This window comes from Duganella sp. P38 (assembly GCF_050859475.1).
GTDB lineage: Bacteria > Pseudomonadota > Gammaproteobacteria > Burkholderiales > Burkholderiaceae_D > Rugamonas.
In genome coordinates this window covers 312608-337644 of sequence record NZ_CP193936.1, presented here as the reverse complement: position 1 = coordinate 337644, position 25037 = coordinate 312608, and the positions used below count along the sequence as shown (strand labels likewise).

At 64.7% G+C, this 25037-nt stretch carries 25 protein-coding genes and 2 pseudogenes; 9 read left to right on the top strand and 18 right to left on the bottom strand.

The features are described from left to right. Positions 1 to 2 precede the first annotated feature (2 nt). The 12 genes and pseudogenes from ccoG to ACRQ5J_RS01460 all read right to left on the bottom strand — a co-directional run bounded on the left by ccoG (position 3) and on the right by ACRQ5J_RS01460 (position 12624). The gene (ccoG, locus tag ACRQ5J_RS01515; RefSeq protein WP_432380834.1) at positions 3 to 1388 is read right to left on the bottom strand and encodes a cytochrome c oxidase accessory protein CcoG; all 1386 of its coding nucleotides are present in this window, start codon (positions 1386 to 1388) and stop codon (positions 3 to 5) included. Next, the gene (gene ccoP, locus ACRQ5J_RS01510; protein WP_432380833.1) at positions 1385 to 2359 is read right to left on the bottom strand and encodes a cytochrome-c oxidase, cbb3-type subunit III; all 975 of its coding nucleotides are present in this window, start codon (positions 2357 to 2359) and stop codon (positions 1385 to 1387) included. Before ccoP ends, ccoG begins: the two co-directional genes overlap by 4 nt. Further along, positions 2352 to 2519 (bottom strand): cbb3-type cytochrome oxidase subunit 3, encoded by a 168-nt coding sequence (locus ACRQ5J_RS01505; RefSeq protein ID WP_432380832.1) that lies wholly within the window; start codon positions 2517 to 2519, stop codon positions 2352 to 2354. Before ACRQ5J_RS01505 ends, ccoP begins: the two co-directional genes overlap by 8 nt. A 1-nt stretch (position 2520) precedes the next feature. Continuing rightward, on the bottom strand, positions 2521 to 3135 hold the full coding sequence (gene ccoO, locus ACRQ5J_RS01500; protein WP_432380831.1) for a cytochrome-c oxidase, cbb3-type subunit II: 615 nt from the start codon (positions 3133 to 3135) through the stop codon (positions 2521 to 2523). Positions 3136 to 3149: 14 nt separating this feature from the next. Next, on the bottom strand, positions 3150 to 4571 hold the full coding sequence (ccoN, locus tag ACRQ5J_RS01495; RefSeq protein WP_432380830.1) for a cytochrome-c oxidase, cbb3-type subunit I: 1422 nt from the start codon (positions 4569 to 4571) through the stop codon (positions 3150 to 3152). Between the two features lie 184 nt (positions 4572 to 4755). Continuing rightward, positions 4756 to 4902 (bottom strand): annotated as a pseudogene (gene ccoS, locus ACRQ5J_RS01490) (cbb3-type cytochrome oxidase assembly protein CcoS); the annotation flags it as partial. Next, positions 4902 to 7367 (bottom strand): heavy metal translocating P-type ATPase, encoded by a 2466-nt coding sequence (locus ACRQ5J_RS01485; protein WP_432380829.1) that lies wholly within the window; start codon positions 7365 to 7367, stop codon positions 4902 to 4904. The pseudogene ccoS and the gene ACRQ5J_RS01485, both read right to left, overlap by 1 nt. Then, on the bottom strand, positions 7346 to 7936 hold the full coding sequence (locus tag ACRQ5J_RS01480; protein WP_432380828.1) for a sulfite exporter TauE/SafE family protein: 591 nt from the start codon (positions 7934 to 7936) through the stop codon (positions 7346 to 7348). Before ACRQ5J_RS01480 ends, ACRQ5J_RS01485 begins: the two co-directional genes overlap by 22 nt. Then, on the bottom strand, positions 7852 to 8199 hold the full coding sequence (locus ACRQ5J_RS01475) for a sulfite exporter TauE/SafE family protein (RefSeq protein WP_432380827.1): 348 nt from the start codon (positions 8197 to 8199) through the stop codon (positions 7852 to 7854). The genes ACRQ5J_RS01480 and ACRQ5J_RS01475 overlap by 85 nt, the downstream gene beginning before the upstream one ends. Before the next feature lie 7 nt (positions 8200 to 8206). Further along, a complete protein-coding gene (gene hemN / locus ACRQ5J_RS01470) occupies positions 8207 to 9619 on the bottom strand; it encodes an oxygen-independent coproporphyrinogen III oxidase (protein WP_432380826.1) in 1413 nt (470 codons plus the stop codon). 2 nt (positions 9620 to 9621) lie between these two features. After that, complete coding sequence (locus ACRQ5J_RS01465) at positions 9622 to 11259, bottom strand: methyl-accepting chemotaxis protein (RefSeq protein WP_432380825.1); 1638 nt, start codon at positions 11257 to 11259, stop codon at positions 9622 to 9624. Positions 11260 to 11653: 394 nt separating this feature from the next. After that, positions 11654 to 12624: pseudogene (locus ACRQ5J_RS01460) on the bottom strand (DUF808 domain-containing protein). A gap of 101 nt (positions 12625 to 12725) precedes the next feature. Here ACRQ5J_RS01460 and ACRQ5J_RS01455 point away from each other — a divergent pair. Beyond that, positions 12726 to 13364, top strand: a complete 639-nt coding sequence (locus ACRQ5J_RS01455; protein WP_432380824.1) for a LysE family transporter — start codon at positions 12726 to 12728, stop codon at positions 13362 to 13364. Positions 13365 to 13442: 78 nt separating this feature from the next. Further along, a complete protein-coding gene (locus ACRQ5J_RS01450; protein WP_432380823.1) occupies positions 13443 to 15467 on the top strand; it encodes a DUF6600 domain-containing protein in 2025 nt (674 codons plus the stop codon). A 3-nt stretch (positions 15468 to 15470) separates the two neighbouring features. On the opposite strand, the gene ACRQ5J_RS01445 is transcribed toward ACRQ5J_RS01450, so the two are convergent. Next, a complete protein-coding gene (locus tag ACRQ5J_RS01445; protein ID WP_432380822.1) occupies positions 15471 to 15953 on the bottom strand; it encodes a phage regulatory CII family protein in 483 nt (160 codons plus the stop codon). Between the two features lie 260 nt (positions 15954 to 16213). Here ACRQ5J_RS01445 and ACRQ5J_RS01440 point away from each other — a divergent pair, with 260 nt between their 5' ends. Continuing rightward, positions 16214 to 16489: a DUF493 family protein gene (locus tag ACRQ5J_RS01440; protein WP_432380821.1), complete on the top strand. Its 276-nt coding sequence runs from the start codon at positions 16214 to 16216 to the stop codon at positions 16487 to 16489. Here the strand turns inward: ACRQ5J_RS01440 and ACRQ5J_RS01435 are convergent, their stop codons facing one another. Then, positions 16490 to 17098 (bottom strand): LysR family transcriptional regulator, encoded by a 609-nt coding sequence (locus ACRQ5J_RS01435; protein ID WP_432380820.1) that lies wholly within the window; start codon positions 17096 to 17098, stop codon positions 16490 to 16492. It abuts the gene before it with no gap. A 160-nt stretch (positions 17099 to 17258) separates the two neighbouring features. Between ACRQ5J_RS01435 and lipB the strand changes: the two genes are divergently transcribed. From lipB to ACRQ5J_RS01405, 6 genes are all read left to right on the top strand, one after another. Next, positions 17259 to 17918, top strand: coding sequence for a lipoyl(octanoyl) transferase LipB (gene lipB / locus ACRQ5J_RS01430; RefSeq protein WP_432380819.1), 660 nt, complete (start codon positions 17259 to 17261; stop codon positions 17916 to 17918). Positions 17919 to 17925: 7 nt separating this feature from the next. Next, positions 17926 to 18900 carry a lipoyl synthase gene (gene lipA, locus ACRQ5J_RS01425; RefSeq protein WP_432380818.1) on the top strand — a complete coding sequence of 325 codons (975 nt, stop codon included), beginning with the start codon at positions 17926 to 17928 and terminating at the stop codon, positions 18898 to 18900. 123 nt (positions 18901 to 19023) lie between these two features. After that, positions 19024 to 19686, top strand: coding sequence for a uracil-DNA glycosylase (locus tag ACRQ5J_RS01420; RefSeq protein ID WP_432380817.1), 663 nt, complete (start codon positions 19024 to 19026; stop codon positions 19684 to 19686). A 2-nt stretch (positions 19687 to 19688) separates the two neighbouring features. Next, positions 19689 to 20111, top strand: coding sequence for a PaaI family thioesterase (locus tag ACRQ5J_RS01415; RefSeq protein WP_432380816.1), 423 nt, complete (start codon positions 19689 to 19691; stop codon positions 20109 to 20111). A 31-nt stretch (positions 20112 to 20142) separates the two neighbouring features. Beyond that, the gene (locus ACRQ5J_RS01410) at positions 20143 to 20649 is read left to right on the top strand and encodes a group I truncated hemoglobin (protein ID WP_432380815.1); all 507 of its coding nucleotides are present in this window, start codon (positions 20143 to 20145) and stop codon (positions 20647 to 20649) included. Continuing rightward, on the top strand, positions 20646 to 21518 hold the full coding sequence (locus tag ACRQ5J_RS01405; RefSeq protein WP_432380814.1) for a DUF3034 family protein: 873 nt from the start codon (positions 20646 to 20648) through the stop codon (positions 21516 to 21518). Before ACRQ5J_RS01410 ends, ACRQ5J_RS01405 begins: the two co-directional genes overlap by 4 nt. On the opposite strand, the gene cynS is transcribed toward ACRQ5J_RS01405, so the two are convergent. From cynS to ACRQ5J_RS01385, 4 genes are read right to left on the bottom strand one after another with little or no spacing between them, the layout of a single operon-like run. Next, positions 21515 to 21958, bottom strand: a complete 444-nt coding sequence (cynS, locus tag ACRQ5J_RS01400) for a cyanase (RefSeq protein ID WP_432380813.1) — start codon at positions 21956 to 21958, stop codon at positions 21515 to 21517. The genes ACRQ5J_RS01405 and cynS overlap by 4 nt on opposite strands. A 12-nt stretch (positions 21959 to 21970) precedes the next feature. After that, positions 21971 to 22750: an ABC transporter ATP-binding protein gene (locus tag ACRQ5J_RS01395; protein ID WP_432380812.1), complete on the bottom strand. Its 780-nt coding sequence runs from the start codon at positions 22748 to 22750 to the stop codon at positions 21971 to 21973. Further along, positions 22740 to 23648, bottom strand: coding sequence for a nitrate ABC transporter permease (gene ntrB, locus ACRQ5J_RS01390; RefSeq protein WP_432383564.1), 909 nt, complete (start codon positions 23646 to 23648; stop codon positions 22740 to 22742). Before ntrB ends, ACRQ5J_RS01395 begins: the two co-directional genes overlap by 11 nt. Further along, positions 23648 to 25021, bottom strand: a complete 1374-nt coding sequence (locus tag ACRQ5J_RS01385) for a CmpA/NrtA family ABC transporter substrate-binding protein (protein WP_432380811.1) — start codon at positions 25019 to 25021, stop codon at positions 23648 to 23650. The genes ntrB and ACRQ5J_RS01385 overlap by 1 nt, the downstream gene beginning before the upstream one ends. Positions 25022 to 25037 lie beyond the last annotated feature (16 nt).

Sequence of the window (25037 nt, the reverse complement as noted above, 5' to 3'; positions counted from 1 at the left end):
CCTTAGCGCGGCACGATGAAGACCGCAGATTCTTTCACATGCAGCGACGGATCCCCAACTGCGGTCAGCGTCACCTCGATCTTGTTTGAGCCGGGTTGCCCGGCGCCATGCTGCGCACGCAGGCGGATCGGGTGCGCCTTGGTTTCGGTGGCGCCCACGCGCACCGTGTCGGCGGCGGCCACGGCCAGTGTCGGCAGGCCGCTGACGGTGATCTTGTACACCTGCTCCTGCTCCGAGGTGTTCATGATCTGCAGCCGGTAGACGTTCTCGATCATGCCATCCTCGACCTCGCGGCCCATCGAGCCGCGGTCGCGGATCACGTCCAGCTTCAGCGGCGAGCGCAAATACAGCGAGGTACAGGCGGCGATCACGATCAGGCCCAGCACGGCGGTGTAGATCTTCACCCGCGTGCGCATGGCGCGGCGGCGGATGTCGGTCGGCGTCAGGTGCTCGTCCAGCGCGCGCTCGGTGCTGTAGCGGATCAGGCCGCGCGGCTGGCCGGTCTTGTCCATCACGATGTTGCAGGCGTCGACGCAGGCGGCGCAGCCGATGCACTCGTATTGCAGGCCGTTGCGGATGTCGATGCCGGTCGGGCAGACCTGCACGCACAGCGAGCAGTCGATGCACGAGCCGCCGTTGCCGTTCTTGTTCTTGGCCAGCGGGCCGCGCGGTTCGCCGCGTTCGGTGTCGTAGGTGATGATCAGCGTATCGCGGTCGAACATCGAGCTCTGGAAGCGGGCATACGGGCACATGTACTTGCACACCTGCTCGCGCAGCCAGCCGGCGTTGCCGTAAGTTGCGAAGCTGTAGAACAGTACCCAGAACCATTCCCACGGGCCGAAGTTCAGCGTCCACACCTCGTTCATCAGGTGCTTGATCGGCGTGAAGTAGCCAACGAAGGTAAAGCCGGTCCACAGCGCCACGGCCAGCCAGGCCAGGTGCTTGGCGGTTTTCTTGCCGGCCTTTTTGGCCGACAGCGGCTGGCGGTCGAGCGCGATGCGGGCGCTGCGCGGGCCTTCGATCTTGCGTTCGATCCACAGGAAGATTTCGGTGTAGACCGTTTGCGGGCAGGTGAAGCCGCACCATACCCGCCCGGCGATCGCGGTCGCCAGGAACAGCAGGTAGGCGCTGATGATCAGCAGCACCGCCAGGTAAATGAAGTCCTGCGGCCACAGGACCAAGCCAAAGATGTAGAACTTGCGCGTGCCCAGGTCGAACAGCAGCGCCTGCCTGTCGTTCCACTGCAGCCACGGCGTACAGTAGAAGGCGATCTGCGTCAGCCAGACAAACAGCCAGCGCAACCGGGCGTACTTGCCGTCGACCTCGCGGGGATAGATCTCCTCGCGCTTTGCATACATCTTGATGACTTGTTCCTGTGGCTCGTTCATTTTGTTTTTGCTGGTGGATCAGCGACGGCCGCGGCTGGCGTTACGGCTGGCGCTGGTTGTTTAGGATCGTTCGACAAGCTCCATACATAGGCTGCCAGCACGTGTACCTTGGCTTCGCCGAGGAAGTCGGCAAACGCCGGCATGGTGGCGGTACGGCCCTTGTTGATGGTTTCCTTGATGGTTTCGACGCTGCCGCCGAACAGCCAGATCTTGTCGGTCAGGTTAGGTGCGCCGAGTGCCTGGTTGCCCTTGGCGTCGGCGCCGTGGCAGGCCATGCAGGCGGCGAACTTCTCTTTGCCGAACACCGCCTTGATCGGGTCGTGGGTCGAGTTCGACAGGCTCAGCACGTAGTGCGCCACCGCTTCCACTTCCTTGTCGCCGCCGACCGCCGCGCCCATCGGCGGCATCAGGCCGGCGCGGCCGTGCAAGATGGTTTCCTTGATGGTTTCCGGCGCGCCGCCGAACAGCCAGTCCTTGTCGGTCAGGTTGGGGAAGCCCTTGTTGCCGCGCGCGTCGGAGCCGTGGCACTGCGCGCAGTAGGTCAGGAACAGGCGTTCGCCGATGGCGTGCGCCTGCGGATCGGCCGCCACCGCCTTCAGGTCCTGCTTCTGGAACTGGGCGAACAGCGGGCCGTATTCGGCGTCGGCCTTTTTCAGCTCTTCCTGGTACTCGCCGCTGGATTTCCAGCCCAGCTTGCCGGCGTAGGAACCCAGGCCCGGATACAGGAACAGGTAGGCCAGCGAGAAGATGATGGTGATGTAGAACAGCCACATCCACCAGCGCGGCATCGGCGTGTTCAGCTCGGTCAAGTCCTCGTCCCAGACGTGGCCGGTGGTGTCGGTCTTGCCCTCGGCGGTCTTGGCCACCTTGACCTTGGACTGCGAGTACAGCAGGATGCCGCAGCCGATGATGCCCAGCAGCGTGAACGCGGCGATGTAGATGTCCCAGAAGCCATTGGTGAAATCAGCCATGGTGGGTCTCCTCGTCGTCGGCGAACGGCAGCGCGGCTGCCGTGGCGAAATCGGCGTCCTTGTGGTGGACGTAGGTCCACCACAGGATGCCGGCGAAGGTGATGAACGAGACTACCGTCATCACGCTGCTGGCGTTGTCAAACAGGATATCGATGGCCATGCTAGTTCCTCGTTTTGATCAGGGTGCCCAGGCCTTGCAGGTAAGCGACCAGGGCGTCTTCTTCAGTCTTATCCTTGAGCTCTTCCGGCGCGGCGGCGATCTCGGCGTCGGTGTACGGCACGCCGATGCGGCGCAGCGCGCGCATCTTCGGCTGCACCTCGGCCGGTACCAGCGCGGTCTTGGCCAGCCACGGGTAGTTCGGCATATTCGATTCCGGCACCACGTCGCGCGGATTGTTCAGGTGGGTGCGGTGCCATTCGTCGGAATAGCGGCCGCCGACACGCGCCAGGTCGGGACCGGTACGCTTGGAACCCCACTGGAACGGGTGGTCATAGACGAACTCGCCAGCGACCGAATAGTGGCCATAGCGCTCGGTCTCGGCGCGCAGCGGCCGCACCATCTGCGAGTGGCAGTTGTAGCAGCCTTCGCGGATGTAGATGTCGCGGCCGGTCAGGCGTAGCGGCGAGTACGGTTTCAGGCCGGCCACCGGTTCGGTGGTCGATTTCTGGAAGAACAGCGGCACGATCTCGACGGCGCCGCCGACGCTGACCACCAGCGTCACCAGCGCGATCAGCAGCCAGGGATTTTTCTCGATCCATTCATGTGAAAATTTCATTCTGTGCTCCGATTTCAGGCGTGGGCCGGGTTGACAGCCGGGATAGGCGCGACCGCGGTCTTGGTGTTACGCAAGGTCATCCAGGTGTTGTAAGCCATCACGCACATGCCGGTCAGGTACAGCGCGCCGCCGGCCACGCGTACCACGTAGTACGGATAGGTGGCTTTGACGCTCTCGGCGAAGGTGAAGGTCAGCGTGCCGTCCGGATTGACTGCGCGCCACATCAGGCCCTGCATCACGCCGGCGATCCACATGGCGGCGATGTACAGCACCACGCCGATGGTGGCGACCCAGAAGTGCAGGTCGATCAGCTTGGTCGAGTGCATTTTCTGCTGGCCGGCCAGGCGCGGGATGATGTAGTAGATCGAACCCATGGTGATGAAGCCGACCCAGCCCAGCGCGCCGCCGTGCACGTGTGCCACGGTCCAGTCGGTGTAGTGCGACAGCGAGTTGATGGTTTTGATCGACATCATCGGACCTTCGAAGGTGGCGATGCCGTAGAACGACAGCGAAACGATCATGAACTTCAGGATCGGGTCGGTGCGCAGCTTGTGCCAGGCGCCCGACAAGGTCATCATGCCGTTGATCATGCCGCCCCAGCTTGGCGCCAGCAGCACCAGCGAGAACACCATGCCGACCGATTGCGTCCAGTCCGGCAACGCGGTGTAGTGCAGGTGGTGCGGACCGGCCCACATGTAGGTGAAGATCAGCGCCCAGAAGTGGACGATCGACAGCCGGTACGAGTACACCGGGCGCTCGGCCTGCTTCGGAATGAAGTAGTAGACCATGCCCAGGTAGCCGGCGGTCAGGATGAAGCCCACCGCGTTGTGGCCGTACCACCACTGGATCATCGCGTCCTGCACGCCCGAGTAGAACGAATAGGATTTGAACAGCGAGGCCGGCATCGACATGCCCTGCACCACGTGCAGGATGGTCACGGCGATGATGTAGGCGCCGAAGAACCAGTTGGCGACGTAGATGTGCTTGACCTTGCGCTTGATGATGGTGCCGAAGAACACCACCGCGTAGGACACCCACACCAGCGCGATCAGGATGGCGATCGGCCATTCCAGCTCGGCGTATTCCTTGCCGCGCGTGAAGCCCATCGGCAGCGTGATGACCGCGCTCAGGATGACCGCCTGCCAGCCCCAGAAGGTGAAGGCGGCCAGCTTGTCAGAAAACAGCCGCACCTGGCAGGTGCGTTGTACCACGTAGTACGAGGTAGCGAACAGGCCGCAGATGCCGAACGCGAAAATCACGGCGTTGGTATGCAGCGGACGCAGACGGCCATAAGTCAGCCATGGAATGTCCAGATTCAGTGCCGGCCATGCAAGCTGCGCGGCAATGATGACGCCGACCAGCATGCCGACGACGCCCCAGACTACGGTCGCAATCGTGAATTGCTTGACGACCTTGTAGTTGTAATGTTGATCCAATTTTGTTCTCCCCAGAACACTTTGATGATGTGCGTCAAAGGTTACTTAGGAGAGACTTAAAAAACCTTGATTTAAGTCAAAATCACCGTCATTCCCGCGTAGGGGGGACGGTCCGCCGCTGCGGTCCATGCTGAGGCTGATCAGACGTTCCATGGATTCCCGCCTGCGCGGGAATGACGACGGGTGGCGGGCGGTCGTCGTCTTGCAGGATGCGCAGGCCGGGGCCGACCAGGTCGTCGAACTGGCCGTCGTCGGAGGCGCGGAAGAACAGCCACAGCGCCACGAACACCAGGATCACGCTAAGCGGAATAAGCAGGTACAGCGATTCCATCACACCTTCCTTCGCAGCCGCAGCGCGTTGAGCACCACCACCGCCGAACTGGCCGCCATGCCCACGCCGGACAGCCAGGGATTCAGCAGGCCGAGCGCCGCCGCCGGAATGGCCGTCACGTTATACAGCATGGCCCAGCCGAGGTTCTGGCGGATGATACGCATGGTGCGCCCGGCGGTGCGCGCGCTGTCGGCCACCGCGCCGAGGCGGCCGTTGAGCAGCACCGCATCGGCATGCGCCTGCGCCAGCGCGGCGCCGCCGCCCATGGCGAACGAGACGTCGGCCGCGCCCAGCACGGCGGCGTCGTTGATGCCGTCGCCGATCATCGCCACCACGCAGCCGCGCCGTTGCAGCTGCTGCACGAAATTGAGCTTGTCGGCCGGCAGGTAGCCGCCGACCGTGGTTTCGATGCCCAGCTGGTCGCCGACACGGCGCGCCAGCACATCGTCGTCGCCGCTGACCAGCACCACCGTCTTGCCGGCCTTGCGGAAGTAATCGACCGTCTGCTGCGCGTCCGGCCGCAGGCCGTCCTGCAGGTGGAAGCAGGCCAGCCACTGGCCTTCCGCGCCGAGGTAGACCGGCGTCACGCCTTCGCCATGCTCGCGCTGCGGCGCCAGGCCGGCGATGCCGGACACGAACTGCGCGCTGCCCAGCCGATAGCGGCGGTTGTGCAGCGTGCCTTCCAGGCCGCAGCCGGCCGTTTCGGTCAGCGCAACGGCGCTCCAGTCCTCGCGCCCGGCCTCGTCGGCGGCGTTGACGATGGCGCGCGCCAGCGGGTGGGCGCTGCCGGCTTCCAGCGCGGCCGCCACTTGCAGGCAAAAGTCGGCGCGCATCGCACCGAGCGGCTGCGTCGCCTGCAGCACCGGCCGGCCCCAGGTCAGCGTACCGGTTTTATCGAGCACGATATGGGTGGCGCGGTGCAGGGTCTCCAGCGTTTGCGGGCCGGTCACCAGCACGCCGTGGCGCAGCAGATTGTCGGTGGCGGCGGCCAGCGCCGTCGGCGTGGCCAGCGATAGCGCGCACGGACACGACACCACCAGCACCGCGATGGCGATCGGCCAGGCGCGCAGTGCGTTCCCATCGAGCCAGAACCAGAAGCCGAAGGCCGACAGCGCGAACAGCAGCAGGCCGGCGACGAAATACGCGGCCACGCGGTCGGCCCACAGGGAGATGCGCGGCTTTTCGCCGCCGGCGCGGTTGATGAGTTTAATCAGGTCGGACAAGGTGCTGTCCTGCGCCTTGCGCGTGACGCGGGCGACGATCACGCTGCCGGCGTTGATGGCGCCGCCGGGAATGGCGTCGCCGATATTCTTCGGCACCGGCGCGCTTTCGCCGGACAGCAGCGACAGGTCGAGCGAGGTGCGGCCCTCGATGATGACGCTGTCGGCGGCCACCGCTTCGCCGGGCTTGATAACAATGACGTTGTCCACAGCCAGCGCGGCCGCGCGGACAATGGTGGCGGCGCGGCTGGCTGGGTAGTTTTCCAGCAGCGAGGCCGATGCCGGCAGCGCGTGCTGCAAGCGTTCCAGCGCGGCCCCGGCCTTGCGCCGCGCGCGCAGTTCGAGGAAGCGGCTGCACAGCAGCAGGAAGATGAACATGGTCACCGAGTCGAACCACACCTCGCCCTGGCCGGTCACGGTGGCGATGACGCTGGCGCCGAAGGCGGCGGCGATGCCCAGCGCCACCGGCACGTCCATGCCCAAGGTGCGCGCGCGCAGGCCGGCCCAGGCGCCGCGCCAGAACGGCAGCGCCGAATACAGCACGGCCGGCAGCGTCAGCAGCAGGCTGGCCCAGCGCAGCAGCGCGGCCATGTCGTGATCGAGCGTGCCGTCTTCGGCCGCCAGGTAGGATGGGGCGACGTACATCATCACCTGCATCATCGACAGCCCGGCGACGAACAGCTGGCGGCCCAGCGTGCGCGCGGCGCGGCGCTGCTGGTCGGCGTGGCGGTCGGTGTCGTACGGGTAGGCGGCGTAGCCGATGGTGTGCAGCGCGCCGAGGATGTCGCCCGGCTGGCAGCTGTCCTGGCGCCAGCGCACGTACAGGCGCTCGGTGGCGACGTTCATCTGCGCGCTGTCGACGCCGGGCAGGCGCGCGAGGCGCTGCTCGATCAGCCACACGCAGGCGGCGCAACGGATGCCTTCCACCGTGAAGGTGGATTCGCGGCTGTCTGCATCGAGCGCGAAGCGCGGGTCGGCGTTGTCGTACAGTTGCAGTTCCGGCGGCAGCTGCTGCGCGCCCTCGGCGCTGGCGGCGTAGGCGGTGCGGTCGCGGTAGTAGCTTTCCTGGCCGAGATCGACGATGGTTTGCGCGACGGCCGCGCAGCCGGGGCAGCACATGCTGTGGGCGACGCCGGCGATGTTGACGGTCCATGCCGCGTCGATGGTATCGGGCAGCGGCTGGCCGCAGTGGTAGCACGGCGCGGCTTCGTGGTCGGCGTCGCTCAGTGGTTTGGTGTGAGGCATAACATTTCCATCCATTCGGGCGTGACGCCACCCGCTGCGCGGGCAAGCCCGATCACGCCGAACGCCAGCACCAGCAGGCCGCAGGCGATGCGCACCGGGCGGCGCTGCATCGCTTGCTGCACCCGGGCGCCAAGCAGGCCAAGGCCGGTCAGCATCGGCAGCGTGCCGAGGCCGAAGGCCAGCATCGTGGCGGCGCCGTCGGCGGCGGAGCCGCTCAGCATGGCGGTGGTCAGCGCGCTGTAGACCATGCCGCATGGCAGCCAGCCCCACAGTGCGCCGAGCGCGTAGGATTTGGCGGCGGTGTCGGCTGGCATCAGGGTTTTCATGGCGGGGCTGATGAGGGGCTGGGCGCGCTGCCACAGTACGCGGCCGCCTGTTTCCAGCATGGCCAGGCCGCGCCAGGCGTTCATCAGGTAGAGGCCGAGGGCGACCAGCATCAGGTTGGCCAGCCAGTAGAAGCTCATTTGCACGCCGGCGATGGCGGTCATGTTGCGGGCGCCGCCCGCGAGGCCACCGGCCAGCGCGCCGGCCAGCATGTAGCTGGAAATCCGTCCGGCGTTATAAGCCAACACCCGCCCCCGTCGTTCCCGCGCAGGCGGGAACCCATAGAGCGCGTGAGTGGATACTCAGCATAGGCTCCCGCCTGCGCGGGAGCGACGCTGTTGCGTGCGACGCTGTTATGTGCAACGGCGACCCGCACGGCGCCGTCACGTCCAGTAGCGCCACGCCCAACAGTCGACATCGCGGTAACAATCCCGCCGCACATCCCGGCGCAGTGAACGCTGCCGGCCAGGCCGACCACAAACACTGGCAATAGCTGTGCGGCGTTCATCGCATCCTCAGATCGTCTTCGAATAGCGCAGCGGTTGCGGCGCGACGTCTTGCGCCACGCCCAGATAGCGGTCGAACACCATGCAGATATTGCGGATCAGCAGACGGCCCTTCGGCGTCACCGAAATCCATTCATCATCAATGGTCAGCAAGCCATCATCCTCGAAGGCCTCCAGCTTGCCCAGCTCCGTCTCGAAATACTGGCGGAACTTGATCGGAAAGCCCTGCTCGATCGACGACATCGACAACTCGAAATTGCACATCAACTTGGCGATCACAATCCGCCGCAGCAAATCATCGTTATCGAGCCTGATGCCGCGCGTGATCGGCAGCACGCCGCCGTCGAGCTTCTCGTAATACGCCTCCAGCGTCTTCTCGTTCTGGCTATACGTCGCGCCGACCGCGCTGATGGCCGACACGCCGCACGAAATCAGCTCGGACTCGGCGCGCGTGGAATAGCCCTGGAAGTTGCGCTGCAAACGTCCCTGGCGTTGCGCCACCGCCAGCTCGTCGTCCGGCTTGGCGAAATGGTCCATGCCGATGTAGATGTAGCCGGCGTCGCACAAACGCTGGATACTCATCTTCAGCAACTCCAGCTTGACCGCCGGCGATGGCATGTCGGCATCGGCGATGCGCCGCTGCGGCTTGAAGATGTGCGGCAGGTGCGCGTAGTTGTACAGTGCGATACGGTCGGGTGAGGCATCGATCACCTTGTCCAGCGTTTGCGTCATGCTGTCGATGGACTGCTTCGGCAGGCCGTAAATCAGGTCGATGCTGATCGAGCGATAGCCGGCGGCGCGCGCGGCGTTCATCACGGCGCGCGTTTCAGCCTCCGGCTGGATGCGGTTGACCGCCTTCTGCACGTCCGGATCGAAATCCTGCACGCCCAGGCTGATGCGGTTGAAGCCCTGCTTGCGCAGGCTGTGCACGCGCTCCACGCTGACCGTGCGCGGATCGATCTCGATCGAATATTCGCCGTGCGCATCATCGGCGAAATCGAAGTTGGCGTGCAGGTGCGCCATCAGGTCGCCCATCTGCCTGTCGCTCAGATAGGTCGGCGTGCCGCCGCCGAAGTGCAGCTGCTCGATCTGTCCCATGCCGTCGAACAAACGCCCCTGCATATCGATTTCCTGCTTCAGGTAGCCGAGGTAGACGGCCGCCTTGCTGTGATCCTTGGTGACGATTTTGTTGCAGCCGCAGTAGTAGCAGATCGTGTCGCAGAACGGGATATGCACGTACAGCGACAGCGGGCGGCGGCTGCGGCGCATGCGCAGGCCGGCCACCGCTTCCAGGAACTGGCCGTAGCCAAAGTCGTTCTGGAAGCGGTCCGCGGTCGGATACGAGGTGTAGCGAGGTCCCGACTGACTCAGCTTGCCGATGATCTCGGCGTCGAATTCGACGGGTGGGAAGGGCGTAATCATAATTATGCTGCGAGGCGTTTCACTGAGGTTGAAGACGGCTGGGACGCCGCCCGCGCTGCGCGCGAGCTGCGGGCCGGGCCAAATTTGAACAGGCTGACCGCTTGCGTCAGGCCGCCCGCTTCCAGCGCCAGGCTGGCGGTGGCCGCCGCCGCCTCTTCAACCAGCTGGGCGTTCTGCTGCGTCACCTGGTCCATGTGGGCGATGGCGGAATTGACCTGGTCGACGCCGATGCTCTGTTCGTGCGAGGCGACCGAGATTTCACGCATGATGGCGGTCACCTGCTGCACCGAGGCCACCACTTCCTTCATGGTGGCGCCGGCGCGGTCGACCTGCTGCATGCCGGCGCTGACCTTGCCGACCGAGACGTCGATCAGGTTCTTGATGTCCTTGGCGGCGGTGGCGCTGCGTTGCGCCAGGTTGCGCACCTCGCCGGCCACCACGGCAAAGCCGCGGCCCTGTTCACCGGCGCGCGCCGCTTCGACGGCGGCGTTCAGCGCCAGGATGTTGGTCTGGAAGGCGATGCCTTCGATCAGGCCGATGATGTCGACGATTTTGCGCGAGGAGTTGTTGATCTCGTCCATGGTAGCGATGACGTCGGCCACGATCACGCCGCCCTGCACCGCCACGTCGGAGGCGTTCTGCGCCAGCTTGTTGGCCTGCTCGGAGTTGTCGGCGTTTTGCTTGACGGTCGACGAGAACTGTTCGACGCTGGACGCGGTTTCCTCCAGGCTGGCCGCCTGCGCCTCGGTGCGGCCGGACAGGTCGGCGTTGCCGGCGGCGATCTGGCGCGTGGCCACGGCCATCGTCTCGACGTTGACGCGGACGTCGCGGATGGTGGCGATCAGGTTGCTGTTCATCTGTTCCAGCGCGCGCAGCAACTGGCCGACTTCGTCGGTGGCTTCGGTTTCAAACTTGCCCGACAGGTCGCCGGCGGCGATGGCGCGGGCGCCCTGCAGCGCGCGGTCCAGCGGTTGCAGCACCGACACGCGCAGCGTGTACCACAGGAAGACGTTGATGATCAGGCCGAGGAAGGTGGCGGCAAAGATGCCGTAGTTGTTGGCGCTGGTGCCATTCAGCAGCGCGGCGGCGCAGACGATCACCTGCAGCACGTTGACCAGGCTGGTGGCGGCCCAGATGCGGAAGCCGAGCGAGGTATGGCTCAGGCGCGACAGCAGCGTGCCGAGGCCCGGCTCGATGACCTGGCCGTTCTTGATGCGGATGCCGTGGTTGCTGTCGGTGCGGATGGTGCGGTAGACCTGCTCGGCGCGGGCGATCTGGTTGCGCTCGGCCTTGGTGCGGACCGACATGTAGCCGATGGTTTTGCCGTGTTCGCGGATCGGCGTGATGTTGGCGCGCACCCAGTAGAAGTCGCCGTTCTTGCAGCGGTTCTTGACGATGCCGGTCCAGGGCGTGCCGTCCTTGAGCGAGGTCCACAGGTCGGCGAACGCTTCGGCCGGCATGTCCGGATGGCGGACGATGTTTTGCGGCTGGCCCAGCAGTTCTTCTTCGGTGAAGCCGCTGACCTGGGTGAAGTACGGATTTACATAGGTGATATTGCCGTTCAGATCAGTCTTCGACACGATGGCCTGGTCGTCCAGGACTTCTACTTCGCGATTGGTGACTGGTTGATTGTTGCGCATTATCGTCTCTCCGGGCGGTATTATTGCTTTATCGCAATAGGTATAGTTCAGTTTACGTAGTCCACCTGTCGAATTTATTGATTTAGATCAAAAATCACCGGAATGAGACGGTTATGTCCCCTCCGGCGAAAAGTCGACAGGGCAGGCGGTTGGACGGAGCGCTGGGCATTCCGTAGAGCAATTAATAACAGTAAAACTGATGGGAGTACAGACATCCAGCATAGACCATGCGGCCAGATGAAACTGGTAGATGTTTGGCGTGCGCCGGGGTGGGATTTGTGTCGCTAAATGGGAAAACTTGTCATAAACGGAAAACCCCATGAACGCAAAAACCGTCATTCCCGCGCAGGGGGGACGGTCCGCCGCTGCGGTCCATGCTGACCAGGCACATGTTCTATGGGTTCCCGCCTACGCGGGAACGACGGGGTTCAGGCGGATTTTTGACCAGGCGCAGCAGCTTGCCGCCGATGCCGACCACCAGCAGCGCCAGGGCGCCGGCAATCACGCCGGCCACCGCGTCCAGCAGGCTCGGGACCATCACGTTCAGCGCCGGGCCGACCGTCGGCACGGTGGCGACCGCCTCGCTGGCGTGGTGGATGAGGTCGTGCGCGAACGGCAGGCCGTGGGTCAGGATGCCGCCGCCGACCATGAACATGGCCAGCGTGCCGACGATGCCCAGCAGCTTCATCAGCACCGGCGCCGCCGACAGCAGCAGCCGGCCCAGCGCCTTGACCGCCGCGCCGCCGCGCTGGCTCAGGTAGAGGCCGGCGTCGTCCATCTTGACGATGGCGGCCACCAGGCCGTACACGCCCACCGTCATCGCCAGCGCGATGCCGACCACCACCGTGACCTGCTGCGCGAACGCCGCCGTCGCCACCGTGCCCAGCGCGATGACGATGATTTCGGCCGACAGGATGAAGTCGGTGCGCACCGCGCCCTTGATTTTTCCTTCTCCAGCGCCACCAGGTCCACCTCGTCATTGGCCAGCGCCGCGTGCAGCTGCTGCTTGTGGTCGTCGTCCTCCCCGGAGGGGAACAGGCTGTGGGCGATCTTTTCAAAGCCCTCGAAGCACAGGTACAGGCCGCCGATCATCAGCAGCGGCGTGATCGCCCACGGCGCAAAGGCGCTGATCGCCAGCGCCGCCGGCACCAGGATCGCCTTGTTCTTCAGCGAGCCGACCGCCACCGCCCACACCACCGGCAGCTCGCGCTCGGCGCGCACGCCGGCCACTTGTTGCGCGTTCAGCGCCAGATCGTCGCCGAGCACGCCGGCGGTCTTCTTGGCCGCCACCTTGCTCATCGCGGCGACGTCGTCGAGGATGGTGGCGATATCGTCGATTAGCATTAACAGGCTGGAACCGGCCATCTGGTGTAACTCCTATGTGGTTTGTTAAGCAATATTAACCCAAGCAGGCGGTGTCACGATACCGCTACAATGATGATTGCCACACATCACACGGAACCACCATGACGTTCGCCACCTGGATTACCTTTTTCGTCGCCGCCTGCATCATTGCCGTCTCGCCGGGTTCGGGCGCGGTGTTGTCGATGTCGCATGGCTTGTCGTATGGCGTGCGGCGCGCCAGCGCCACCATTCTCGGCCTGCAAACGGGGCTGCTGCTGGTGTTCTTCATCGCCGGCGCCGGCGTCGGCTCGCTGCTGATGGCGTCCGAGGTGGCGTTCAACATCGTCAAGACGGTCGGCGCACTGTACCTGATTTACCTTGGCCTGAGCCAGTGGCGCGCCAAGGTCAGCATCGGCCAGCAGCAGCGCGCCGAAGTGGTGGTGCCGAGCGTCAGGCGGCGCTTCCTGACCGGTTTCCTGACCAACGCCACCAATCCGAAAGGCATCATCTTCATGGTGGCGGTGCTGCCGCAGTTCATCACCAGCAGCGCCCCGCTGCTGCCGCAGCTGCTGATCCTGGCCGTGACCATGTGCTGCATCGACCTGGTGGTGATGCACAGCTACGCCTTCCTGGCCTCGTCGATGCAGCGCTTCTTCCGCGACGCCGGCGCCGTCAAGAAGCAGAACCGCGTGTTCGGCGGCCTGCTGATGGCGGTCGGCGCGGCGCTGTTCTTTGTAAAGCGTGGCAGCGCTGCTGCATAAAGTGCAATTATTTGTAACCGCGGTAGTCGAAGCAGCAGGTGCGGCGTTAAATCAGGTATCAACACAGGAGACGCAGCCATGAGCCGCAAGATCATCCCCGCCCTCGTGCTGGCCGCTTTGGCCGGCTATAGTGCTTTGGCCTACGCCGAAGATCCGCCCGCCATCGTCGGCCGGATTTCCAGCGTGCAGGGCCAGGTGACGCTGGTGGGCGATGGCGAGCCGGTCGGCGCGTCGCTGAACTGGCCGGTGACGGCCGACAACCATATCACTACCGCCAGCGGCGCCCGCACGGAATTCCGCGTTGGCGCGACGGCGGTGCGGCTCGATAGCGATTCCGATCTGGAAATCGTCGGCATGGACGACGATTTGCTGCGCTTGCGCCTGAACTACGGCAGCGTCAGCATCCGGGTGCGCAGTCCTGAACTGCTGCGCGACTTCGAGCTGACCACGCCGCAGGCGCGCATCACCATGCTGGAGCCGGGCATTTTGCGGGTCGATGCTGAGCGTCAGCCGGACACCAGTCAGGTCACGGTGCTGGCCGGCGCGGCGCGGGTGGAAGGCGCCGGCTCGTCGGTGGTGGTCAACAACGGCCGCCATGTCGATATCACGCCCGAGGACGTGCGCACCAGCGTCGCCCGGCGCGACGGTTTCGATGTCTGGGCCGAGGACCGCGACCGGCTCGACAGCGCCACCAGCACCACCCGATTTGTGTCCAGCGGCATCACCGGCTACGAGGAGCTGGACCGCAACGGCAGCTGGACCGAAAGCGTCGAATACGGCCCGCTGTGGACGCCGCGCAATGTGGCGCTGGACTGGGCGCCCTACCGCGACGGCCGCTGGATCTGGCTGGCGCCTTGGGGCTGGACCTGGGTTGACAACGCGCCGTGGGGCTACGCGCCGTCGCACTATGGCCGCTGGGTGCTGGTCGAGCGCCGCTGGCGCTGGGCGCCCGGCCGTCCCGCCGGGCGGCCGGTGTGGGCGCCGGCGCTGGTCGGCTGGGTCGGCGGCAATGGCGGCCCGCATCGGCCGGGGCCGGGGCTGGGCTGGTATCCGCTGTCGCCGCGCGACCGCTTTGTGCCGAACTACCGCGTGTCGTCCGATTACGAGCGGCGCGTGACGTGGATGCACAACGGGAAACCGTTCACGCCGCGTCCGAATGGGCAGCCGCGCCGCGACGGCCTGACGGTGCTGCCGCGCGAGCAGTTCGAGGGGCGCCGCAATGTGAACGTGGGGCGCGGTTCGCAGGTGCTGCCGCCGCCGAGTTTTGTGAAGAACGTGACGCCGGTGGCGCCGCCGCAGCCGCAGGGACCGCATCGCCCGCTGAGCACCGACCGTGGCGGCCGGGGCGACCGCGACCGCGATGGCATTCCGGACCGTTTCGACCGCGATGACGGCCGGCCGGGGCGCGGCAATGAGCGTCCGGGGCCGGGGCGGGTGATCACCGCGCCGTCGCAGCCGCAGCAGGTGCCGGCGCAGCAGCCGCCGGGCCGCATCAGCACGCTGGCGCCGAATCAGTTTGGGCAGCCGGATGCGCCGACCCAGCACATCAATCCGAATGATATGCGGCTGGAGTTGCGGCCGCGTCCGAACTGGCAGCCGGGCCAGCCGCGTCCGCAGCAGCAGTCGCCGCAGATGCCGCAGCCGGTGATGCAGGTGTCGCCGCCAGCCGGCCAGCGCGACGACGATAACCGCGGCTCCCGTGCGCAGGAAGAGCGCCGCCATCAGGAGCGGCAGCAATGGCAGCAGCGAGTGCAGCAACAGCAGGCGCAGCAACAGCAAGCACAGCAGCAGCAAGCACAGCAGCAGCAAGCACAGCAGCAGCAAGCACAGCAGCAGCAAGCACAGCAGCAGCGCCCGCAACCGCAGCGGGACGATAGGCCGCCGCGCCAGTTCATGCCGCCGCCTGTACAGCAGGCGCAGCCGCAGCGGGAGGCGCCACCGCGACAGTTCACGCCGCCTCCCGCCCCCGCGCCGCAAGCGCAGCCGCCGGTGCAGCGCAGCGAGCCGCGTCACGAGCCGCGCAATGAGCCGCGCCGCGAACCGGAACGCCGCCGCGACGACAACAACAATAACAACCGCGACCGCCGCGCCAACCTGCAATAAACCCTACTGCTGCGCCTTCAAGCGCAGCCGGGCGCGCCATTCGCCGAGCGCGGACAGCGCGCCCTGAAATTCTTTCTCGATCAGATCCGCCTCGGCGGTGGTCACCTTGCCGTCCATCAGCGCGCTGGAGACGGCCTCCGCCACCGCGCCCACCTGACTCATCACCCTGCACACCGTCTGCGACAGCTCATCCTCGCTAACGCTCTCCGGTGCCGGCACCACGAACGCCGCCATGCCGTGCCGCACCAGCAGCGCGTGCAGCGGCAAATGCGCCTCGGCCACGCCTGCCTTGTGGCACAGGTCCACCACGGTGGACACCTCCTCAAACGACGGATAGTGCGACGCAATCGTCGGCGCCAGCTTGTTGCGCAGCACATTGGCCGAGATGCCCATCGTCTGCGCCAGCGCTTCAATGCCGCCGGGATAGTTGCGCGCCACCTTGTAGAGCGCGTCGTGCTGATTCATGTCCAGGTATTTACGAGTCATGGTGAAGCGAGCCTTTTATTACCGATGCGGTGCTGCTGTTGATGGTGTGCCTTGCGCTGGCCGGTAATGTGCCGGCGCAAGCGCGGCCGGGTTCTCATTCTGGCACATCGTCGTCGTGCAAAAGTGGATTTTCTTCACAAAAGAACAAGCCCGTCAACCGCCAGACGCGGCCGAGCTGACGCTTGCAAAGTCCTGATACGGCTACAATATGGGGTAGTGCCTCCATGTTGGAGGCGCTAACTTACTAGATTGGAAAGAATATGCGCGCCATCCCACCATCAGAGTCCCTCATCGAATACCCGAGCGACTTCCCGATCAAGGTCATGGGGCCAACGCACGACGATTTCGCCCTGACCATCATCCAGGTCGTGCAAAAGCATGACGCCGAGTTCCACGAAGGCCGGCTGGAAGCGCGCCCTTCGGCCAAAGGCAATTACACCGGCCTGACCTGCACCGTGCGCGCCACCAGCCGTGAGCAGCTGGACGCGCTGTACACCGAGCTGTCGGCGCACCCGATGGTCAAAATCGTCATGTAATCATCGCTGCTGGCGCTGGAAGGCTTCGACCTCTTCCAGCAGCCAGCGGCGGAACGCCAGCACCTGCGGCAGCGTGGCGGCGCCTGGCGGTGTCGCCAGGTAGTAGTCGTCCGCAGCGGGCGGCGCCGCCATCAGCCGCAACAACTCCAGGCCGCGCTCATTGCCGCGGCCCAGGCGGAGTCCGACCGCCACCGCATCCCGCGCCAGTTCCTGCCGCGCGCTGGACTGCAACACCACCTCTATCTCCGGATGCAACTCGATAAACCGGCCCAGCCTTGGCGTTAGCCAATGCGCGGCAAATGACGGCAGCGACACGATCGTCAGCCGCTGGCTGATGCTGGCCGCGCGCATGGCGTCGGTGGCGGCGGCGATGTCGGCAAAGGCCTTGCCGAGGAACTGGGCGAATTGCAGCCCGTCGTGAGTTATTTTCACTTGCCGGCCGTGGCGCACGAACAGTTGCCGCCCCAACTCCTCTTCCAATCCCCGCACCTGGTGGCTGATGGCGCCGTGCGTCAGCTGCAACTCCGCCGCCGCGCGCGAGAAATTCTCGTGGCGCGCCGCCGCCTCGAAGGCGCGCAGTGCGGAAAAATTAGGCAGTCGGCGTGTCATCCTGTGGATAACTTTGTGAGTAAAACTAACAAGAATGGGCGAAATATACCTTTATACAGGCACTTACACAAGGTTTTGCATGTGAATAAATATCACTAATAAAGCGAGCCGCGCCGGCGCCGGCCGGGCCGAAGCCGACGCCCGGGGGTATAATGCCGGGATGACGTCTCCAACCTTCCCTGAGATCAAGCATCTCGGCCAAGCCGATTACGACAGCACCTTCGCCGCCATGCGCGCCTTCACCGACGCCCGCACGCCGGACACGCGCGACGAACTATGGATCGTCGAGCATCCGCCGGTGTACACGCTGGGCCTGGGCGCCGATCGCGGCCACCTGCTGGCGGGGGCGGCGGAGATTCCCGTGGTGCAGACCGACCGCGGCGGCGAAGTCACCTACCACGGCCCCGGCCAAGTGGTGATCTACCTGCTGATGGACCTGCGCCGCAACAAGCCCGGCGGCAAGCTGTACGCGCGCCAGTTCGTGCATAAAATCGAGCAGGCGATCATCAATGTCTTGCAGGCGTATAATCTCGTCGGTGAGCGCGTTGCGGGCGCGCCGGGCATCTACATGGCCGGCGGCGACCACAAGGGCGCCAAAATCGCCGCGCTGGGCTTGAAGGTACGCGGCAATGGCTGCACCTACCACGGGCTGTCGCTGAATGTGGCGATGGACCTGGCCCCGTTTTCCTGGATTAACCCTTGCGGCTACGCCGGGCTGGAAACAGTCGATATGCGCACTGTCGGTGCGCAGGCGGTGCTGTCTGATGTGCAACAGCAGCTGGCCGAGGAATTAGTCCGCGTCCTGGCGGCAAACGAATGAACTGATTATGACCACTGAAACCACTGTAGCTTACAACCCGAGCGAAAAGCAAAAAGGCGCCAGCAAAACCTCGCGCATCCCGATCAAGATCGTGCCGGTCGAGCAGGTCGAGCGCTTGAAGAAGCCGGACTGGATTCGGGTCAAAGCCGGTTCGCCGAACACCCGCTTCTACGAAATCAAGGAAACGCTGCGCGAGAACAAGCTGGTCACGGTGTGCGAGGAAGCGAGCTGCCCGAACATCGGCGAATGCTTCGGCAAGGGCACGGCCACCTTCATGATCATGGGCGACAAGTGCACCCGCCGCTGCCCGTTCTGCGACGTCGGCCACGGCCGCCCGGACCCGCTGGACAAGGACGAGCCGACCAATCTGTCGCACACCATCGCCAAGCTGCGCCTGAGCTACGTGGTGATCACCTCGGTGGACCGCGACGACCTGCGTGACGGCGGCGCCGCCCACTTTGTCGAGTGCATCTCCAACACCCGCGCGCTGTCGCCGAAGACGCAGATCGAAGTGCTGGTGCCGGACTTCCGCGGCCGCCTGGAAAAGGCGCTGGCGATCTTCGCCGACGGCCTGCCGGACGTGATGAACCACAACCTGGAAACCGTGCCGCGCCTGTACAAGGAAGCGCGTCCGGGTTCGGACTATATGCACTCGCTGAAGCTGCTGAAGGACTTCAAGGCCATGTACCCGAACGTGAAAACCAAGTCGGGCATCATGGTCGGCCTGGGCGAGACCGACGAGGAAATCCTGCAGGTGATGCGCGACATGCGCGAGCACGACATCGACATGCTGACCATCGGCCAGTATCTGGCGCCGTCCAACAGCCACCTGCCGGTGCGCCGATACGTGCACCCGGACGTGTTCAAGATGTTCGAGGAAGAGGCCTACAAGATGGGCTTCAAGCACGCCGCCGTGGGCGCCATGGTGCGCTCCTCGTACCACGCGGACGAGCAGGCGCATAACGTGCTGGCCGCGGGCTGATCCAGCGCGAACCGTCATTCCCGCGCAGGCGGGAATCCATAGAGCGCTTGCTCAGCATGGATTCCCGCCTACGCGGCGGTCCGCCGATGCGGAATGACGTGGCGGCTCAATTCGGGAACGCAGATGAGTGTACGCATAGAGGAGTCGTGGAAGCAGCGGCTGCAGGGGGAGTTCGAGCAGCCTTATTGGGCATCGCTGACCGCCTTTGTGCGCGCCGAGTATGCGGCCACCCAGTGCTGCCCGGCCGGTAAACATATCTTCCGCGCGTTCGACCTGACGCCGTTCGACCAGGTCAAGGTGGTCATTCTCGGCCAGGACCCGTATCACACGCCCGGCGCGGCGATGGGCTTCTGCTTCTCGGTCCCCGAGGGCAACCGCCCGCAGCCCAGCTTGCAGAATATCTTCCAGGAGCTGCATAGCGACCTTGACCTGGAGCGTCGACAGACCGATCTCAGCGACTGGGCGCGGCAGGGCGTGTTCCTGCTGAACAGCGTGCTGACCGTGCGCGCGCGCGAAGCCGGCTCGCACGCCAACCAGGGCTGGGAAACCTTCACCGACAGCGCCATCAAAACGCTATCGCAGCAGCGTGAAAACCTCGTCTTCATTTTGTGGGGCAGCTACGCCATCGCCAAGCGCGCGCTGATCGACAGCCGCAAGCATCTGGTGATTACCTCGCCTCATCCATCGCCGTTCTCCGCGCACAAGGGCTTCTTCGGCAGCCGCCCGTTTTCGCGCGCGAACGATTACCTCACCGCCAACGGCCACGCGCCGATTCAATGGGCTTGAACATGGACGCCAGCAAATTCAATCCGGACTACTTCAACACCTTCGGCAAGGGCACGCTGCCGCATCATCTGGGCATCGTCATCACGTCGGTGAAGGAAGGCGAAATCGTCGCGGAGTTCGATGTCACCAAAAACCATCTGGCGCCGAACGGCTTTCTGCACGCCGGCAGCGTGGTCACACTGGCCGATACCGCCTGCGGCTACGCATGCTTCGCGCATCTGCCGCAGGACGCGCAGAACTTCACCACGATCGAACTGAAATCGAACCACCTCGGCACCGCGCGCGAGGGCACGGTGGTCGCCACCGCCACGGCGGTGCACCTGGGCCGCACCACGCAGGTGTGGGACGCCACCGTCATCAACAAGGCGACTGGCAAAACGATAGCGTTGTTCCGCTGCACACAAATGGTTTTGTACCCAAAATAGCTGATAAATTGGGATCAGGCATGAACCACTCATGAGGAATCCCGATGATCAGATTCACCCGGATGGCCGCCATCGGCCTGCTGCTTGCCTCCTCGCTGGCGACGGCGCAAACCCCTACACCGACGACTCGACCTACCAGGGCCTGGGCGGCAAGGAAGGTATCAAGAAGATCGTCGATACTTTCATCACGCTGGTGCTGGCGGACCCGCGCATCAAGGACAATTTCACCGACTTCGATATTCCGCAGCTGAACGTGCGCCTGCAAGAGCAGTTCTGCGAATTCGCCGGCGGTCCATGCAAGTACACCGGCAAATACCGCGACAAGACGATGGACGGCGTGGGCACCGTTGCGCGATATGAAGACCGTGCATCAGGATCTGAAGATCACCAACGCCATGTTCAATGCGCTGACCGAGGATTTGCAGATCGCGATGGAACAGCACAATGTGCCCAGCAGCGTTGCGTTGAAGCTGGTCGCCAAGCTGGCGCCGATGCAGCGCGATATCGTCACCCAATAACCGCCAGGAGCCGAGCATGAAAAAACTCATCCCAGCTTTGATGGCCGCATGCGCATGCGCCAGCGTTGGCGCGCAGGACATGGGCAAGCTGCTCGCCACCGGTGGCGTGTCGCAACTGGAGGGTGCCGGCGGCGGCGGCCTCACGCCGTGGGCGCTGATCACCGGCTATGGCACGCGCGATTCGTGGGGCGCCAACGCGCACCTCACTTACGTCAGCACGCAGGATTATCAGCTCAATACCTACGGTGTGGCGGTGGGGCTGGCCGACCGGGTGGAACTGTCGCTGGCCAGGCAGGAATTCCAGGGAAGCCTGGCGCCGCTCGATAAGCTCAACATCAAGCAGGACATCGCCGGCGTCAAGGTCAAGCTGTTCGGCGACGCGGTGTACGAGCAGGATAGCTGGGTGCCGCAGGTGGCGGCTGGCGTCATGTACAAGAAGAACAAGGGCATCGATGGCCTGGGCGCGCTGGGCGTCACCAACGTCAAGCAGCTGGGCGCGAAGGACGATAGCGATTACGACTACTACATCTCCGCCACCAAGCTCTATCTGGAATACAGCCTGCTGTTGAACGCCACGTTGCGCGCCACGCGCGCCAACCAGATGGGCATACTCGGCTTCGGCGGCGACCGCAATGAGGACCGGCGCCTGAAGCCGGAGTTCTCGGCCGCGTACCTGATCAACCGCAAGCTGGCGCTGGGCGCCGAGTACCGCCGCAAGCCGCATAATCTCGGCGTCGATAACGAGAAGGCGTATTACGACGTCTTCCTCGCCATCTTCCCGAACCGCCATGTCTCGGCGACGGTGGCGTATGCCAACCTGGGCGACATCACCATCTTCAATCCGAAAAAGCAGAAGGGACTGTATTTGTCCCTTCAGGCGGGCTTTTAATAGGATTTGTACGGCAGGAATTTGCCGCTCAGGAGCACCTGTACGCGGTCGCCCTTGGGATCGGCCTCGCGCTGGATGTCCATCGAGAAGTCGATGGCGCTCATGATGCCGTCGCCGAATTCCTCGTGGATCAGTTCCTTGATGGTGGTGCCGTAGACGCTGACGATTTCATACCAGCGGTAGATCAGCGGATCGGTCGGCACCGCGGTCGGCAGCGAGCCTTTGTAGGGCACGATTTGCAGCCAGGCGGCTTCCTCGTCGGTGAGGCCGAACAGTTCCTGCGCCTTGTCGGCCTGCGCGCGGCTGAAGGTCATCTGGCCCAGCAGCGCGGCGGTGGTCCACTCCTTGCTCTGGCCGAAGTGCCCGGCCAGGTCGGCCCAGCGCAGGCCCTTGGCGACTTTGACCGAGATGATTTTTTGCGTGACTTGATTGCGGTCCATGGGGTTTCTCCTTTAGTTGGAACGGTGGACCAGGAAGTCCACCAGGTGATTGCGTAGCGGGTAAAACTGCGGATCGTGGTGCATGCCGGCGCGCGTGCGGTCCTTGGGCAGCGGGTTGGCGACGACTTCGGCGATGTGCGCACGCGGTCCGTTCGACATCAGCATGATCTTGTCCGACAGCAGAATCGCCTCGTCGACGTCGTGCGTAATCATGAAAACGGTCTGGCGGGTGGCGGCGCAGATCTTCAGCAGCTCGTCCTGGATCACGCCGCGCGTCAGCGCATCCAGCGCGCCAAAGGGTTCGTCCAGCAGCAGCATCTTCGGCTCGATGGAAAACGCGCGAGCGATGCCGACACGCTGCTTCATGCCGCCCGAGAGTTCGGATGGTTTCTTGTGCTCCGCATGCGACAGCCCGACCATGGCGATGAAGCGTCGCGCATGTTCGGTCATCTCCGCCTTGCGCCAATCCGGATAGCGCGACTGCACGGCGAACAGCACGTTTTCCAGTACCGTCAGCCACGGCATCAGCGCGTGGCCCTGGAACACCACGCCGCGTTCCAGGCCGGGGCCGTTGATCTCGCGGTTGTTCATGAAAGCGTGGCCTGCGGATGCCGATTCGAGGCCGGCCAGCACATTCAGGATGGTCGACTTGCCGCAGCCGGAGTGGCCGATCACGCAGACGAATTCGCCCTGCTCGATGTCGAAGGAGACGTTTTCAAATACCGGCGGCGCCGACGGCACGTAGCGCTTGGCCAGGTCCTGCACGCGCAGGAAGGGGATGTTATTCGACATAGGTCACCAGTTTTTGCAGTCGTCCCAGCGCCAGGTCCAGCAGCATGCCCACCACGCCGATCAAGACGATGGCGAACAGCACGCTGGTCAGCGACAGGTTGTTCCATTCATTCCAGACGAAATAGCCGATGCCGGTGCCGCCCACCAGCATTTCGGCGGCGACGATCACCAGCCAGGCGATGCCCATCGAGATGCGCATGCCGGTCAGGATGGTCGGCGCGGCGGCCGGCAGGATCACGCGGCGCGCGGTGCGCAGCGCACCGACTTCCAGCGTGCGGGCGACGTTGAGCCAGTCGCGCCGCACCGAGGCGACGCCGAAGGCGGTGTTCATCAGCATCGGCCACAGCGCGCAGATGAAGATCACGAACATGCCCGACAGCGAGGAGTCCTTGATGGTGTACAGCGCCAGCGGCATCCACGCCAGCGGCGAGATCGGCTTGAGGATCTGCACGTAGGGATTGAGCGCGCGCTGCATCAGCGGCGACATGCCGAGCACAAAGCCGACCGGGATCGCCACGACGGCCGCCAGCAGGAAGCCGATGCCGACCCGCGCCAGCGAGTAGCCAAGCTGGATGCCGATGCCCTTGTCATTCGGGCCGTTGTCGTAGAACGGATGGGCGAGATGGCCGCCGGCGGCGCGGGCGAATTCCAGCGGCGTGGGGAAGCCGCCGCTTTTTGGCGTCGCGGCGGTTTGACCCATCAGCGCGGCGTATTCGGCAGCGGCGGCGTCAGCATCGGCGCCGCCAGCCGCGCCGGCGGCCGCTGCCCCGGCGTCGACACCAGCGCCGAGGCCCGGCGCCGCGCTCGTCGGCAGCGTGGCGAGGTGCCAGGCGCCGACGATCACCAGCAACAGCAGCAGCGACACCAGCGCAGAGCGTAGAGCAAGCGATGGGCGCATCAACGGCTGCTCCGCTTGATGGCAAAGCTGTCGGCATATGCCGCAGGCCTGGCCGGATCGAACACCTTGCCCATCACCGTAATCGGCTTGTTGACGCCTTGCGGCACCGGCTGGCCCAGTTCCTTCATATGCTTTTTGGCGTCGGTCAGCAGCAGCACTTTTTGGGTGATGGCCTGGTAATCGATGTCCTCCTTGATATAGCCCCAGCGTTTCATCTGCGTCAGTATCCACACGCCCATCGAGTGCCACGGCACCGGATCGAAACCGGCGCGGCCCGGCACGTTGCGCACATTGCCCAGGCCATCGGCGAACTTGCCGGTCAGGACTTGCGTAACCACCGTCTCCGGCTGGTTCAGGTAGGCGGCCGGCGAAATCACTTTCGCCACCAGCGCGCGGTGCTGCGGATCGTTGGCCATGGCGGCGGCGGTCAGCACGGCGCGGAACAGCGCGGCGAAGGTGTTCGGATTCTGGCGCACGAATTCGTCCGGCGCGCCGAATGCGCAGCATGGATGGCCGTCCCAGATTTCCTTCGACAGAATGTGGATGAAGCCCACTTCGTCATACACCGCGCGCTGGTTGAACGGATCGGGGCCGAGGAAGCCGTCGATATTCCCGGCGCGCAGATTGGCCACCATCTCCGGCGGCGGCGTCACGCGCAGTTGCACGTCGCGGTCCGGATCGAGGCCATGTTCGGCCAGGTAGTAGCGCAGCAGGTAGTTGTGCATCGAATACTCGAACGGAATGGCCAGCTTGAAGCCCTTCCACTGCTTCGGATCGCGCTTGTCCTTGTGCTTGACGTGCAGCGTGATGGCCTGGCCGTTGACGTTCTGGATGGTGGCGATGCGCATCGGCTGCGGCGCCGCCCCGCCCAGGCCAAGCGACATCGCCAGCGGCATCGGCGACAGGAAGTGCGAAGCGTCGTGTTCCTTGTTGATGATCTTGTCGCGGATCAGCGCCCAGCCGGCGGTCTTGTTCAGCGTGACGTTGAGGCCCTGCTTGCGGTAGAAGCCCAGCGGGTCGGCCATGATCAGCGGCGCCGCGCAGGTGATGGCGATGAAGCCGACCTTCAGGTCCTTCTTTTCCAGCGTACCATTGGCGCCCTTGCTTTCCTGCGCCATGGCCTGCATCGCGCCCAGCGGCAGCACGCTGGCGATGGCCGCGCGCGCGGTGTTGGCGCCGACCGCGCGCAGGAAGTCGCGGCGTTGACGCGCCTGCGGGAACATGGCGCGCAGCAGCGATTCCTCGACGACGTCGTTGCTCAGTTGCTCCAGCGAGGCGGCTTCCTCGGCCGCATGTTCGGCGGCGCTGGCGTGGCGCCCGCAGCCGCAGGCCAGCGCCGGGCGGTCGGCGTCATAAGAACGGAAGATCGACATGGACTACTCCTTGAGT